The organism is Lutispora sp. QWL-02 (genome assembly GCF_058315355.1).
In genome coordinates, this window is the sequence record NZ_CM177762.1 from 4,453,029 (window position 1) to 4,468,549 (window position 15,521).

Consider the following 15,521-nt stretch of genomic DNA (forward strand, 5'->3'; position numbering starts at 1 on the left):
AATACGGGGACCAATGACATGAAGCAGGTTTTCCTCAGTGTCTTTCAGTGTTCTCCGTTCTCCCATGTGCCTATTTGCCTATTTCCCTCAGTGCAAATCCGTGTTCTCCGCAACCTTTGACCCGGAGCTCGCCGCCCTAATTCCAGCGACTAGTGACTGGTGACTGGCGACTCCAATATACTTTCCGCTTCCTTGAGGATTGCTTCGGGTACGCCGATGAGCCGTGAGATATTTATGGCATCCTTGGGCACTCCCGTATTACCTATTATTTCAATCAAAGAATAATCCATGTATTGAGAGATGACCTCCGGATCTCCCAGCTTGTCATAATCTACATTTCTAAGACCCTTGACCTGCAGGTGCTTGACTCCTTCTCTGACCAAACCGTCAAAGTGAGTGGTGATAAGGGTTATGCAAGGTTTTTTCATTAAATAGCTTATGATTCCGTAAGATATGGCATAGCCCTCCCTTGGATTTGTGCCCCTGGCCAGCTCATCAATGAGTATCAAGCCCCGCCGTTCAGACATATCAAGCATTTCCTTGATTCCCTGCATTTCAGCCCCGAAGGTTGAAAGTCCGGAGTCCAGGGATTGTTCATCCCCTGCAGATAAGAAGATAAAGTCGCAGAGGCTTGCTTCCATATATCGGGCGGGTACGAACAATCCGTACTGCAGCATTGCCATAAGAAGCCCCACCATCTTCAAGGATACGGTTTTGCCTCCCATGTTTGCTCCGGTGATGACTGCAGCGCCCTGTGTCAGGTTAACGCTTATGGGTGTGAATACCTTGCCTTTTTTCTTCAAGCCTGTTTCTACCACCGGATGCCTGCCCATTTTTATTATGCAGCAGGTCTTTTCCGATATGACCGGCTTCACTCCGTTCATGGCTATGGCAAGATAGGCTTTTGCGATAAGCAGATCAAAATGCCCTATGGCATCAATGTTCCTTAGAATGATCCCCCCACGTGATGCGACCTTTTGAGATAAATCCTCCAGAACCTTCATTTCCTCGATGGCTTCTTTATCTTTCAGGCTTTCGATGTCCTTGAGCAAGGCCATCATATCTTCGTCAGGCCTCACCCTGAAGGTCACGTTTATATATGTTTCTGAAAAGACTTGAAGCTTAGGATAATCCAGCAGCCTCTTAATCATATCTATCTGATTGCGGCTTATGGTTATGTCACCGGTAGATCTCAGCTTTAAACCGGTTTCCTTTTCTATTTCGCGGGTTTTTTCCTGCCTCATTTCTTCCAAAACGTGCTCGGCCTTGGCCCTGGAAGCCCGCAAATCTCTCAATCCGGGAGAATAACAATCATATATATAAAAGGTTTTCAATCCGCAGCTCTCGGGATCCAAAAGCCTTTCAACCTCTTCCAGCACATCTACTCTAAACTTTTCGGGTATTTCCCAATGAAGGAATGACTGGCTTTGAGATATGGATCGCATGATGGATATGAGGTTTTTTATCTCGAAAAATTCTACAGAGTTCAAAACTCCGCCTTCTATACATCTCTCAACAGATTTTCTTATATCCTTAATGCCTCGCATGTAGGTCCTGATCTCTACAAAGACAGCCCTTTGAGTATCTACAAGCTCTTTTATTTTTTCTATCCGATCCAATTCTTCAGAAAGAGCTTTTGCATCCTCCCTCTCATAAGGCTTCATAAGGCTTTTAAATTTTATGCCAAAAGGGGTTATTGGGTGCAGATCGCCAAGCACCTTTTCTATATCCAATGCTTTATAGCTTCTCTTATTAATAATCATAGTTGCTTCCTCCCTGCATCACATCAAATACCGGGATGTCCGGCACTGCCCTTCTCATGTTTTCCAGGAAGGTCAATGATTCAAAATAGTAGCCTTCGGGGGAATACGGGTTTACAGTTACCGCGATGATATTTATGGCATCCACGACCTTCAGCTGCATACCCATCTTTTGCAGCATATGAAGGTCTCTTGGGGGGATGAAAACCCGGGTTCCGTCCTTCACCAAAATTTGTATATCACCCTTGGCGTTTTGCATAATATCCTTTAGGGTATCAGTGGTAGCCGAGCCGGAGAGCACCACATATCTGGTGCTGTCTGTCAGGCATCCGGCAATGAGGCTCCCGCTCCTCAAAGATGTGAGGGTGTCCACATAAGTTATTGACAAGTCCTCGTTTATCAAGCCGGTCTTGCCCTCTTCCATTATTTCCTGGGCCAGATCCCTGATCTCTCCTCTTTCCACTCTGGGTATTGAGTAGGTATTTATTATATGCATTGTCTTATCTATGACCAAATCCTGAGATCTGGCTAAGGCTGCCCCCGTAGCCAATATGGTGCCGTCGGAAACAAAGGGTGCCGCAGATGCTCTCCTGTCCAGGGATCCGTCTATCAGGACAAGCCGGGCTCCGAAAGCCAGCATATCCTCACACATGCCCTTTATGGTGCGGGAGGAGTAAGGTCCGGATATTTCTACATAGCCATCCTCCACGGCCTTTCCTATTACAACCCTTCCCATTGGTGTGTTGTAGTCTGTTACAGAGAATATCTCTATGCCTGCATACTCAGGCTTTATGGCATTTTCCACAGTGGTGACTATGGTTCCCTTCTTTACAAAAACAGGGGGCTTCTCCGTCTCCGTGAGCACATCGCGCCTTTCACCGTCCCTGCCGGTGGAGATAAGGGCAAGCTGAATGCCCTTGTCTCCACCGGCCTGGGCGATGATCTCATTTAGGGTGACGGTTTTGCCTGCATTTTTGCTGGTGCCTACTATGGAAACTATTCTGTTGGAGGGATAGATAAGATCTATTAATTGCATGATGATGTCTCCTTATGCTTGGGTATTCCTTATGGGTATTAGGTTACGGGGAACACTGATTCACACGGATTATTAGCACGGATTAACACGGAAGGGTTTCTTTTTTCCTTAACTGAGTCATTCCGAGCACAGCGAGGAATCTTATACCTGCCAGCATGACTAAGCCAAATAGGCTTAAGGATTCCGTGTTAATCCGTGTTCCCCGTTTCCTCTTATTTCTGTCTAAGTTTTGCTCTTTCTTTTCTAAGCATTTCCGTGGGCTCTAAGTTTAATGCATTGCCCTGGAGAAGTCCGGCTACGCCGCTGAGCTTATCTTCTCTTTGCTTCTTGCAAACTTCACAATTGCATGGTTCTTCAATATATTCCGGCTCTGTATAGGTGGTTATTACACCTTCAAAGTTTCTCAGGATCACCTTCTGCTTGCTCTGAGATACGACATACTGAGGCATTACCGGAGTCTTTCCCCCGCCGCCGGGTGCGTCAACAACAAATGTCGGTACGCAGAAGCCGGAGGTATGGCCTCTCAAGCCTTCTATTATCTCTATACCCTTTGAAACAGTAGTTCTGAAGTGCTCTATGCCAAAGGATAAGTCGCACTGATATATATAATATGGTCTGACTCTAATCTTCACCAATTCATGAACCAGATCTCTCATAATATGAACGCAATCGTTTACTCCCCTTAGGAGAACGGACTGGTTGCCCAGCGGTATGCCTGCATCAGCCAGCATAGCACAGGCCTTGGCAGTTTCGGGAGTAACCTCCTTGGGATGATTGAAATGGGTGTTGAGCCAAATCGGATGATATTTTTTCAGCATATTTACCAATTCGGGCGTTATTCTCTGAGGCATGACCACAGGAGCCCTTGAGCCGAGCCTTACTATCTCTACATGAGGGATCTCTCTAAGCTTTCTTATGATGTATTCCAGGACATCATCCTTTATCAATAGGCAGTCCCCCCCGGAGAGCAGTACGTCTCTTACCACAGGAGTATTTCTGATGTATTCTATGGCTTTATCTATTCTTTCCATAGGCTGTGCATTATCATGCTGCCCTGCAAATCTTCTCCTTGTACAGTGCCTGCAATACATGGAGCACTGGTCGGTTATGAGGAGGAGCACTCTGTCCGGATATCTGTGGGTAAGTCCGGGAGTCGGTGAGTCTTCATCTTCATGGAGGGGGTCCAGCTGGTCTGCTTCGGCTTTATGAAGCTCAAAATTTGTCGGAACAGCCTGCTTCCTGATGGGACAATTGGGATCGTTGGGATCCATCAGAGAAGCATAGTAGGGTGTAATGGCCATTCTCAAGGTTTTCAGGCATTCATGTATGCCTTCCTCTTCTTCAGGGGTGATGTTTATTACCTTTTTTAAGTCTTCAACTTTTGTGATCCTGTTTGAAACTTGCCATTTCCAGTCGTTCCATTGTTCCGGAGTGACATCTTTCCATAATTCTATTTCATTATAATGTCTCATGAAACAAACCTCCTTTTATTTTTGGGGTAGTCCTTTTGGGTCATAGGGACGGAGAATACGGATTTGCCCTGAGCCCGTGCCCTGGCTCCTGAGTTCTGAGCTCTTGATCCTGAGTTCTATTAATTAGGCGTATAGTTCGGTGAAAATGTTTCTTAGGGCTTCGGATTCTCTGAGCAGCTGCAGTGTTATGTCTGCATGTCCTTTTGTATAGCCGTTTCCTATTATCATCGTTACATCACTGCCTACGCCTTCTGCACCCAAAGCTGCCTTAGTAAAGCTGGTAGCCATGCTGAAGAAGTATACCAGGCCTGTATTCTTTGTGCTGAGTATGCTGGTCATTTCTGTGTCGGGGACATTTACGTTATTGATGGTTATGTCAGCCATTTGTCCGTTTGTATATTCTGCAACCTTATTCATCACTTCTGTAGGTGCTTGAGCATTAGCTGAAAATACTACATCGCAAAAGCCCAGCTTCTGAAGCCTTTCTGTGCTTTTTTGGCTGTGGCACAAGCCTATTACCTTGCCTGTAACTCCTGCTCTCTTTTTGGCTTCATAGCAGCAGAGCATGCCGGATTTGCCGCCGGCGCCGATAATAAGTACTGTATCTCCCGGTTTAACAAGTCTTGCTACCTGCGCCGGAGCTCCTGCTACATCAAGTGCAGAAAGCACCAGTTTTTCAGGCATATCTGTAGGAATCTTGGAATAGATTCCGCTTTCGAATAATATGGCTTTTCCTTCTATATCTACCTGATCGATATCTTTTCTTATCTCTTTTATCTTGTCTATTCTGAGCGGTGTAAGCGATAAAGAAACCAAAGTGGCTATCTTGTCCCCAATCTTTAGATCGGTCTTTCCTTCCAAGGCTTCACCTATCTTTTCTATCGTACCTATAAGCATTCCGCCGGAGCCTGTTACAGGGTTCTGATGCTTGCCTCTCTCTGCTACTATACCCTTCATGATCTCAGCGATTTTTTCTTCATTGCCGCCAGCCTGTTCCTCTATCTGTGTGAAGCTAGCCGAATCTATATTCAGTGTCTGTACATTTATCAGAATTTCATTATCATAGAGAACATCCATGTTGTTATCGATTTTCTTTGCAGGTTGGGGCAATACTCCCTTCGGTTCAATAACCCTGTGTGTACCATATTTGCATCCTTTTAACATATTATTCCTCCTATTATTGATAATTTTTGATTTGCAAATCTCTGTTGTGCTAACTGATAACGATTGCCTAAGCCTTCACGATGCAATTTTATATCAGTCAATACAGCAGTCATCTGACCAACTGACGCCTAATACCATCCCTTCCGTGTTTTTTCGTGAAAAATTCCATGGCTTTCAGTGGTTTCCGTTTTCCTTGATGATGCTACTTTATTATGTTGCAAAAACTATGCCAGATTAAAAAAGGGGCAAATAGCTATGATAAGCTGATTTGCTCCATTTATAATGCCGAAATTTAGGCTTTATATTTTGATGCCGTATTTGCTTATTTTATATTGAAGAGTTTGGCGGGGCACCTCAAGCATTTCTGCAGCCCTAGTAATATTTCCTCCGGTTCTTTGCATGGCTTTATGTATGATGATGCTCTCCACCTTGTTTATCGTTTCTGTCAAAGGCTTTATCTCGGCTCTCTTTATCCTTGATCTATTTTTCATATAAATATCCTGGAGATAATGAGGCAGGGATTTGGGAGTGATCTCATCCCCCTCTGCCATATTCATAGCTCCTTCTATGGCATGCTCAAGCTCTCTGACATTGCCGTGCCAGGGATAGGACATGAAAAACTCCATAGCGCTTGCAGTTAAACCCTTGATCTTCTTGCCCAATATCTTGTTGTATTTTTCTATAAAAAATTTGGAAAGGACTGTGATGTCTTCATATCGCTCCCTAAGAGGAGGCATCCTGAGAGAAATAACACTCAGCCTATAAAAAAGATCATCTCTTATATACCTGTTTGCAAGGGCTTCTCTCGGGTCTGTACCGATGGCGGTCATGATCCTCACATCCACATGGGTCACCTTTGTATCTCCCACTCTCCGCACATTATTATCCTGCAGCACTCTCAGAAGCTTTGCCTGGAGGTTGGTGGACATGGAGTTTATTTCATCAAGGAAAAGGGTGCCTCCGCTGGCCAATTCAAACAAGCCGGGCCTGTTTTCGGCTCCCGTAAAGCTTCCCTTTACCGTGCCGAATAGTATGCTTTCCAGCAGGGTGTCGGGTATGGCAGCGCAATTTTGGGCTATGAAGGGCTTATTCCGTCTCGGGCTTGCGTTATGTATGGCGTGAACCAGAAGCTCCTTGCCCGTGCCCGTTTCTCCATAGACCATCACCGGCGAAGGGGAATTGGATACGGACAGGGCATCCTTTTTCAGCTTCAGCATGGCATCTGTTATTCCGATTATGTCTGCGAAATTATATACTGCTCCGCTGCCGTCCTTTTTTCTTGTGTTATTGGATTCCTTCAAAAGCTCTGCTTGAAGGTCTACAACCCTCTCCGACAGTTTTTTCACTTCGGTTATGTCCTTGGATATCTCCACAGCGCCAATTATTTTTCTGCCGGATTTTATAGGTATGGTAGTGTTGACGGTGGTGATCACCTGGCCCCTGTAATTTCTGAAGGATTGCTGATGATTCAGTATAGGGCTGCCGTTTCTTATTACCTTCATGATGGTGCTGGTTTCTGCGGTTAGAGACGGATATATTTCAAGTATGTGGCGGCCGATAGCCTCCTCAGGGTTTATGGCGTCCAGATCTGCGGCAAATTTATTGTAATAGATTATTTTGCCCGAGCTATCTACAATATGTATGCCATCATCAATGTGGTCCAATATCTCCTCAATATTCTCCTTAAAGAGAGAGTCTATCATCATTAGCCACCTCCACATTTATTCAAATTTCCATTTGCCAATTATTCGGCACATAGGGTTTATAATTAGCAGGTATATATTACCTGCTGATTTCATTATAGCATATTGCTCTTTTGAGTCAAATAAAAGAGTTACGAGGGCCAGGGTATTCCTTATGGGTCTTGGGAAAAGTAATCCGCCGTGTCCTTCAGTGCAAAGTTCCGTGTCAATCCGTGTTCCCCGTCTCTCCTGAGTTCTGAGCTCTGAATCCTTAGCCCTATTAATACTTTTCTATATCTATTTTCTCTACCCAGCCTACGGGCTTATGCAGGAAATTTTCTCCTACCTTCTTGAACTTTACCGGGTTGTCGCTCACATAGTATTTGTATTCAGCCTGGCGCGGCCTTTCATTTTTCAGGCCGTTGGAGTTTATCATAGTCTCCAGCACCTTAGCGGTTTCGTATGCCGGGTTTACCAGTCTGATATCCGTTCCCATGACTTCCTCTATAGTCTTTTCCATAAGGGGATAGTGGGTGCAGGCCATCACAAGTGCATCTATTCCGCTGTCTCTCAGATCCGACAGGTATCTTAAGGCAGTCAGCCTTGCGATGTCCGTATCCTGCCAGCCTTCTTCCGCTATAGGCACGAACAGCGGGCAGGCTTTGAGCACCATGTTTACGCTGTTGTCTATCCTATATATCGCCTTTTCATAGGCTCCGCTGGAAACAGTGCCTTCCGTTCCTATTATTCCTATCTTGTTGGTCCTTGTCACTCTGCAGGCAGTTACTGCTCCGGGCTCCACCACCCCCACTATGGGTATATCAAAGCTCTGCTGAGCCACATCCAGTGCGGCAGAGCTTGCAGTGTTGCAGGCTATCACTATTGCCTTTACTCCCTTTTCCAACAAAAACCTGATGCACTGAAAGGAAAACTTTATAACCGTTTCTTTGGATTTGCTGCCATAGGGCACTCGTGCAGTATCTCCAAAATATATGATATCTTCATCAGGCAGGACTTCCATTATTTCTTTTACAACCGTCAGTCCCCCTATCCCAGAGTCAAATACGCCAATAGGTCGTCTATCCATGATTTACCTCCACATTACAGCATAAGCTTTGTCAGTTCCCGGTCCTCCGCCGGTTTTACCGTGATGTACTCATATTTATCGTCTTTAGGTTTTTTGTACTTTACCAGTACCTCTTCCTCTTCTCTTGCTTTGCTGTAACGGGCTGCTATTGAAGCAGCAAATTGAATTTCATCCGCTGTAGGCTCATGTCCCACGGATGCTTTAAGTGCAACTGTGGATCCACTATACTCTGCGGTGTCGAAGACCAGCATGTCATCTTTGATACGCTCCCGCAGTGCTTCATATTCCTCTTCATTTCTGGTGCTGATGGCCTTTGCCTTATCCGTGAGACGAAAATGCCTGCCAACCCTCAGCAGCTCTATATCGCTTCTGTCAGTATTTTCCTTGTCATGTTCGTATAAATCCTTCAGCCTGCCTGCAAAATTAGGCTCAGTAAGGCTGCAGCCTCCTGCAGGGCTTGGGTATTCCACTATGCCCAGCTTTTCTGCCAAAGCCATCTGAGGCTTTCTCGTCTTGCCGTTGAAGCCTAAGAGCCTGTTCCTATCCACCATACCGCTTAGTTCCATCTCTGTAGGCTGAAGGTTCAGGGCACTCAGAGGCCTCAATATCTTGTTCTCATAGCCCGACTCTTCCTTTACGGTTTGAAGAGCCTTATAATTTTGTGACATGGGCCTTTGGTTTAGAACTTCACCTGTTATAAGGAAATCATAGCCCTGCTCCTCCATAATTTTGCCTGCATAGTTAAGCATCATCGCGTGACAGTCTATGCAAGGGTTCATGTTCTTGCCGTAGCCATGCTTCGGCTGCTTGGTCATCTCCAGATGCTCGTCGGTAAAATCAACTATCATAAGTGGCATGCCTATTTGGGCAGCCATTCTTTCAGCGTTTTTACTGCCGAAAAAAGCCGACTTGAAGCAAAGGCCTGTTACTTCAATGCCTTGATCTGCAATTATCTTTGCCGCCAATATGCTGTCGAGGCCGCCGGACATAAGCGCCAATGCTTTTGCCATATATATCAAATCCTTTCGTTTCTACTAAACCCTTATCCACCTCAGATTGTTTCCCAGTATTTCCGCTTTCAAAATACCTTCATCTGTCATATATGATAAGAATGCAGATACCGTTGATGAGGTAAGATAATACTGCCCCATATTCAGCTTTATATCATAGTAAACTGTCATATATGCCGTGATTTCTTCCCTTGATCTGTAGTCGAAGCAGTAATTAGTTATTAGGGATATAATTTTGTCAATCCTCGCCATATTGGCTTCAATGGTGGGTATGGGGTCCTCCAGTATGTCTCCATGGCTGGGAACAAAATAATCATACTTTAAGCTTTTTAAATATTCAAGGGTGTTTATTGTATTTTTTATATCTGTAAAATATGCCAATCCATATTTGTCCAATATGTTTAAGGAAAACAGGGCATCTCCAACAAATAGGACATCATCATCTGTGGCAACGCCTACCATACCGGGAGAGTGGCCCTTCAGAGGCACTATTTTAAGGTTTATGCCCTGAATCTGTATTTCTCCTTCTACTATAATATGATTCACGGTGCTATCCTTTGCCATAAGAAACTTATTTTTCATCTCTTTTGGCGGAGCAGCCGAGAAAAGATAAAAAGGCTCCAATATAGGATTTTCAATCAACGCCTTTTCAAAAGCAGATGCATAAATAGGCGCTGAGGTTCTTTTTGATATGAAGCTATTGCCCCCGCAGTGGTCTGCGTGGGAATGGGTATTGATTATAGCCGAAGGTACGAGGCCTTCCTCTCCCGCCAGCTTTAATATTCTTCGCCCCATATCATCATCCAGGCCCGTGTCCACTATAACGGCACTGCCGCTGCCGTCGCTTATTATACCTATGTTTACTGCACTATCTATATAATATGTATTTCCTTTAAGCTTGATAAGTTTTTGCGCCATCGTATCATCCTTTCCTTGAGCTATCGATAACCGTCCCCGCCAGCTTGATTTGTAAACATTATAGCATATGATTTTGTCATGCTGTAGAAAAAATTTTGCCATAAGAAAAATAATAGACGGTGAGAATTTCCCACCGCCTATTTTGCTTTGACTGTTACCTGCCGCCAACTTTTCCGTTGGCAATTTCTATAGCCTTAGCTACGATATTGCCGCAGTCTCTTGAAGAGACTCCTCCCCAGCCCTGCGAGCTCACGATATGGTCTACTCCCAGTTCTCTGGCAATTTCATATTTAAGTTGCTCAGACATAAGGCCTTTTCTGCTCATGGCCGCACCTCCTGTTTTTTTAGGCTGTATTTATATTTTCTCCTGTATTAATTTATTTACACATGCAAATTTTTCATGCTGCCGGAGTCATAGAGGGCGGAAGGGTTTCTCTTGCCTTAACTGCGTCAGTGTTAATCCGTGTTCTCCTGAGCTCTGAGTTCTGAGCCCTGAGTTCTATCTATTGCGTCAATATTCCGTTGGCTTCTTTGATGATGCGCAGTATGTTTTCCTCATTGCCGTTCTGCGCATTTATATATATGAAATAATCGGCCCCGTTATATATTCCTTTGAATTCATAGCAGAGCTGCTCTTGATCTCCCGGCATTGGTATTATCACCAGCCTTACTCGGTTTACCTGAACCTTGCTGCTCACCTTTGCCCGGGCTTGAGCCTCTGTTATGGCCGGTTTGGGAATGGTCCTTTGGTGGTGGGCCATAAGATAGGGATAAGCGTCAAAGCCCACAATATCACCATTATCCAAGGCAAGCTTCACCTTCATCTGATCAGGATATACCAATACCCCGTTTCCTTCTACGGCCACAAAGGTCACTGTGATGGTGTTGTCATTTTTATAATAATAGGTATTCTCCAGATTTCCAAAATTCTGAGCCTTCAAGAAGGTTTTTGCCTTTTCTATAGCCTGCTCATCTGTGAGCTTCTTCTCGTTTACCGCCCTGGGATCCAGCATCCAAAGAACATGGCCGCCTTTTTTAGTTATATCAATAGATATAGATTTGCTTCTGTCTCCATCCTTCGGTATTATTTCAAGGCCGAAGGTGCTGATCTTGCCCTTGCCGGAGCTTGCCTCAACAATCTTGCCTGCCTTCTGCCCGTCGACAAACTTCTTCGCCTTATCCTGGGCGGCATTCATATCAATATCCTTTTCTGATCCCAGGCCCTTCGGCTTCCCATCTATCACATTATCGGAAAAAGGTCCGTCATAAATCATGGACGGATATTCGGTAAATCGTTTTTCTAAGGTGCCGAATTGTGTGTCTGTGGCATTTCCGGGAGTCCTTTTCAGATAAAAGGGGCCTTTTTCAGCTATTTCTCCAAATTGTATCTTCCCTTTGTTTATATCCGCCTGCATAGTTCTAAGCTCTTTTGTTAGGCTTGCTGCATGAGTATTGAGCTTTGACAGCAAGTTTTGCTGTTCCTGGTTCATCAGCTTATTGGCAGCATTTTCCCTTGATATAGACAAGCTGAAATCTGATACTTGATTTAAAAATTTATGAGTTTTTTCCAGAACGCCTTGGGATATGGGGATCTGACTGAGGCTTTGAGATGCCGAATAGCCGCATTTCCATATCTGATTCATCAGCTGGTTGCTCTGTACATTGTTGGCAGTAACCTCAGACTTATCCAGCAATACTTTTAGATTTTCCACTTCCTGCACCATATCTCTGAAAGATCTCTGATATTGATTCTGGAGAAAGGTCTTATATTCATTCCTCTGGGCATATATTCTATATCCATAGCCTCCCGCTCCGATAAGAGCTATGGCCAAGGCCAAGGTCAGACCCCTCCATATATTTAAATTGCGTTTGTACTTTTTGTCTCTTTCATCTTCATGCTTATCTTCCCTGCGCTTTTCTTCCATACCTTTCACCTCCTATCGGGCAAAATAGTGCTTGCCTATTACTTTTATGACAGGTCTGGACCAAATCCAACTGCTGGTAGCCTTTGCGGGATTATAATAATAGAGTGCCCCTCCCGAAGGGTCCCAGCCGTTTATTGCATCTTGAGCAGCCTTCATGGCAGTATCCCCGGGCGGCTGGAACATCTGGCCGTCATCCACGGCAGTAAAGGCACCCGGCTGAAATATTACACCTGCTATGGTGTTGGGAAAAAGAGGGCTTCTCACCCTGTTCATTATTACACCGCCGACAGCAACCTGGCCTATGTATGGCTCACCTCTGGCTTCGCCATGTATACATTGGGCCAAGGTATATACCTCATTGCTTCTTACACCTCCGCCTCCCGAGGAAGCGCTGGACTCCGGAGGCACGTTCATGCCCAGGGCTCTTGCTGTCTCATCACCTACTATCCCGTCTGCTCTCAGACCGTTCTTTCTCTGAAAATCCAATACTGCCTGGCGGGTTTCAGTACCGTATATTCCATCGATGTTGCCTTTATAATAGCCCCATCGTTTGAGCTTATCCTGAACCACATATACGTAATCCCCGCTGGAGCCCCATTTGAGCAGTATCGTTTCCATTCCGTACCTGAATGGGTTTATCAAATATCCGGAATAGAGAAGCCCTGAAATAACGGCTGCGGAAAATGCTCCAATAACTATAAATTTATATTTCTTCAAAAACTTCAAGAACATAAAAACACCTCCTGCTGTTTTAATCTATTTTTTACAGCAAGAGGTTATTTTATGTCGTTTATTTTTTCATAGATTTTACCAATAGATTATTGTTAGAACAACAAAACCGATTTCCATAGCAATTACAGTACATGAAGGTAAAGTCCATATTATTCTCGTTACATTTTTAACATCAATATGGAAAATAATATGCTTTTTTAATGTTCACAGTCTTTTATCAAAGCCTGGATTGAACACTCGGATATTTTGAATTATCTGTATTTACTGAATAGTAGGAATACCTTAAAACAGATTGACTTAAGCCTAGGATTAGGATATAATGTTAAATATTTAACAATTTGTATTATAATATAGCTCTGCTATTATTCGCTGATTGGAGGAATATTTATGACAACCCGTCAACTGGAAAATGTCAATGAAATCCTAAGGAAGCACAACAAAAGAAAATCCGCATTGATAGCTATCTTGCAAGAAGTACAGAAGGAATACAGATATTTGCCCGAAGACATATTAAAATACATAGCAGCTCAAATGGAGATCACTCCTGCAAAGGTATACAGCGTGGCAACCTTCTACGAAAACTTTTCCCTGGAGCCTAAAGGCAGATATATAATCAGAGTTTGCGATGGTACTGCCTGTCATGTAAGAAAATCAATTCCCATACTTAATGCACTAAGAGACAATCTCCACCTGAGCGATAAAAAACATACTACAGACGACCTTATGTTTACCGTAGAAACAGTATCCTGTTTGGGAGCCTGCGGACTTGCCCCTGTAATCACAATAAACGACAAGGTGTACGCTAAAATGACTCCTGATGCGGTTACGGAAATATTAAATACTCTGAAGGAGGAAGCTTTACATGAAGTTGCGCAATAAAGCAGATTTTAAGGAATTTTCCAAGCTATGTGAGGAAGCTCTCCAAAGGCAGAACAAAAAGGTTCTGATATGCGCCGGAACAGGATGCGTATCCAGCGGTTCCATAGAAATCTATGAAAAGATAAAAAGCCTTATAGAGGCTAAAGGGCTTTTGGCTGAAATTGAGTTTACAGAAGATAACTGCGGTATAGGCGTGAGTAAAAGCGGCTGCCATGGTTTTTGCGAGATGGGGCCCTTGGTAAGGATCGAGCCTGATAATCTTCTTTATTTGCAGGTCAGGCTGGAGGATTGCGAAGAGATCGTAAATGAAACGATCATAAACGGTGTTCCTATCGTGAGATTGATGTATTCCCAGAACGGAGAAATATATCCGCAGCAGGAATCCATACCTTTTTACAAGAATCAGACAAGATTAGTTCTGGAACACTGCGGGCATATTGATGCAGAGTCTATAAAGGAATATATAGCCAAAGGCGGATATAGAGCTTTCTATAAGGCCGTTTTCGATATGGAGCCGGAAGATATATGTCAGGAAATTTCCGATTCAGGCTTGAGGGGACGAGGCGGCGGCGGGTTTCCGACAGGTAAAAAATGGTTTCAAGTATTATCTCAGAATAGCCCTGTCAAATATGTGGTGTGCAACGGAGATGAGGGAGACCCGGGAGCTTTCATGGATAGAAGCCTTATGGAAGGGGATTCCCATAGAATAATAGAAGGCATGCTTATTGCAGCCGTGGCTACCCGCAGCACAGAGGGCTATGTATATGTGAGAGCGGAATATCCCCTGGCCGTTAAGCGATTGAATCTTGCTCTGGAAAGCGCCCGCAAATACGGTCTTTTGGGAAAAAACATATTGAATTCGGGTTTCAGCTTTGATATTCACATAAATCAGGGAGCCGGAGCATTTGTTTGCGGTGAAGGAAGCGCTCTTACAACTTCTATAGAGGGTGAGAGAGGGATGCCGAGGGTTAAGCCTCCCAGGACGGTAGAAGCCGGGCTTTGGGGCAAGCCTACAGTGCTGAACAATGTTGAGACCTTCGCCAACGTGCCCAGCATATTGAATAACGGAAGCAGCTGGTTTAAAACCATAGGCACGGAGAAGAGCCCCGGTACAAAAGCCTTTGCCGTTACAGGAAATGTAAACAATACCGGATTGATCGAGGTGCCCATGGGCGCTACCTTAAGAGATGTAATCTTTGAGACCGGCGGAGGCATAAAAGGCAATAAAAAATTCAAGGCGGTTCAAATAGGCGGTCCTTCGGGAGCTTGCCTCACTGAGGAACATCTTGATATGCCTCTGGATTTTGATTCATTGAAAAAGGAAGGGGCTATGATAGGCTCCGGCGGCCTGGTGGTCATGGATGAGGATACCTGCATGGTAGAGGTTGCAAGATTTTTTATGAATTTTACCCAGAATGAATCCTGCGGCAAATGCGTGCCTTGCAGAGTAGGAACAAAGACCATGCTGGATATACTGGAGCGCATAGTGGAAGGCAAGGGCTCCATGGAGGATCTTGCCCTGCTGGAGGAATTGGCAGATACCATAAGCGAGACTTCCTTGTGCGGCTTGGGCAAAACAGCTTCCAATCCTGTGGTAAGCACTTTGAAGCATTTCAGAGATGAATATATTGCCCATGTGGTGGACAAGAGATGTCCTACCGGAACCTGCAAAGCTTTGAAGAGCATAGCTATAAATAAAGATTTGTGCAAGGGCTGCAGCAAATGCGCAAAGTCTTGTCCCGTAAGCGCTATAGAGGGCAAGCTGAAGGAGCCCTTTAGAATAAATGCGAGCAAGTGCATAAAATGCGGTGCATGCATAAAGATTTGTCCATTTTCTGCTATTAAGGAGGTTTAGT

At 44.5% G+C, this 15,521-nt stretch carries 13 protein-coding genes; 2 read left to right on the forward strand and 11 right to left on the reverse strand.

Annotation, left to right across the window (positions count from 1 at the left end; all coding sequences use genetic code 11):
• Positions 1-149: 149 nt before the first annotated feature.
• The 11 genes from kamC to sleB all read right to left on the reverse strand — a co-directional run bounded on the left by kamC (position 150) and on the right by sleB (position 12,786).
• Positions 150-1,763, reverse strand: coding sequence for a lysine 5,6-aminomutase reactivase ATPase KamC (gene kamC, locus AC4HCY_RS20895; protein WP_323433652.1), 1,614 nt, complete (start codon positions 1,761-1,763; stop codon positions 150-152).
• Positions 1,753-2,796 carry a lysine 5,6-aminomutase reactivase subunit KamB gene (gene kamB / locus AC4HCY_RS20900; RefSeq protein WP_323433651.1) on the reverse strand — a complete coding sequence of 348 codons (1,044 nt, stop codon included), beginning with the start codon at positions 2,794-2,796 and terminating at the stop codon, positions 1,753-1,755. Before kamB ends, kamC begins: the two co-directional genes overlap by 11 nt.
• A gap of 212 nt (positions 2,797-3,008) precedes the next feature.
• A complete protein-coding gene (gene kamA, locus AC4HCY_RS20905) occupies positions 3,009-4,268 on the reverse strand; it encodes a lysine 2,3-aminomutase (RefSeq protein ID WP_491095087.1) in 1,260 nt (419 codons plus the stop codon).
• Between the two features lie 123 nt (positions 4,269-4,391).
• Positions 4,392-5,432, reverse strand: a complete 1,041-nt coding sequence (gene kdd, locus AC4HCY_RS20910; RefSeq protein WP_323433649.1) for an L-erythro-3,5-diaminohexanoate dehydrogenase — start codon at positions 5,430-5,432, stop codon at positions 4,392-4,394.
• A gap of 299 nt (positions 5,433-5,731) precedes the next feature.
• A complete protein-coding gene (locus tag AC4HCY_RS20915; protein ID WP_323433648.1) occupies positions 5,732-7,138 on the reverse strand; it encodes a sigma-54 interaction domain-containing protein in 1,407 nt (468 codons plus the stop codon).
• A 256-nt stretch (positions 7,139-7,394) separates the two neighbouring features.
• Complete coding sequence (gene murI / locus AC4HCY_RS20920; protein ID WP_255226608.1) at positions 7,395-8,201, reverse strand: glutamate racemase; 807 nt, start codon at positions 8,199-8,201, stop codon at positions 7,395-7,397.
• Between the two features lie 14 nt (positions 8,202-8,215).
• Complete coding sequence (locus AC4HCY_RS20925; RefSeq protein WP_491095088.1) at positions 8,216-9,211, reverse strand: tRNA 4-thiouridine(8) synthase ThiI; 996 nt, start codon at positions 9,209-9,211, stop codon at positions 8,216-8,218.
• Between the two features lie 24 nt (positions 9,212-9,235).
• Positions 9,236-10,129 (reverse strand): MBL fold metallo-hydrolase, encoded by an 894-nt coding sequence (locus AC4HCY_RS20930; protein WP_323433027.1) that lies wholly within the window; start codon positions 10,127-10,129, stop codon positions 9,236-9,238.
• A 154-nt stretch (positions 10,130-10,283) separates the two neighbouring features.
• On the reverse strand, positions 10,284-10,454 hold the full coding sequence (locus AC4HCY_RS20935) for a small, acid-soluble spore protein, alpha/beta type (protein WP_255226605.1): 171 nt from the start codon (positions 10,452-10,454) through the stop codon (positions 10,284-10,286).
• A gap of 178 nt (positions 10,455-10,632) precedes the next feature.
• Positions 10,633-12,054: a germination protein YpeB gene (gene ypeB, locus AC4HCY_RS20940; protein ID WP_323431982.1), complete on the reverse strand. Its 1,422-nt coding sequence runs from the start codon at positions 12,052-12,054 to the stop codon at positions 10,633-10,635.
• Between the two features lie 12 nt (positions 12,055-12,066).
• Positions 12,067-12,786 (reverse strand): spore cortex-lytic enzyme, encoded by a 720-nt coding sequence (gene sleB / locus AC4HCY_RS20945; protein ID WP_491095089.1) that lies wholly within the window; start codon positions 12,784-12,786, stop codon positions 12,067-12,069.
• Between the two features lie 387 nt (positions 12,787-13,173).
• Here sleB and AC4HCY_RS20950 point away from each other — a divergent pair, with 387 nt between their 5' ends.
• On the forward strand, positions 13,174-13,665 hold the full coding sequence (locus tag AC4HCY_RS20950) for a complex I 24 kDa subunit family protein (protein WP_255226603.1): 492 nt from the start codon (positions 13,174-13,176) through the stop codon (positions 13,663-13,665).
• Positions 13,649-15,520 (forward strand): NADH-ubiquinone oxidoreductase-F iron-sulfur binding region domain-containing protein, encoded by a 1,872-nt coding sequence (locus AC4HCY_RS20955; protein WP_491095090.1) that lies wholly within the window; start codon positions 13,649-13,651, stop codon positions 15,518-15,520. The genes AC4HCY_RS20950 and AC4HCY_RS20955 overlap by 17 nt, the downstream gene beginning before the upstream one ends.
• Position 15,521 lies beyond the last annotated feature (1 nt).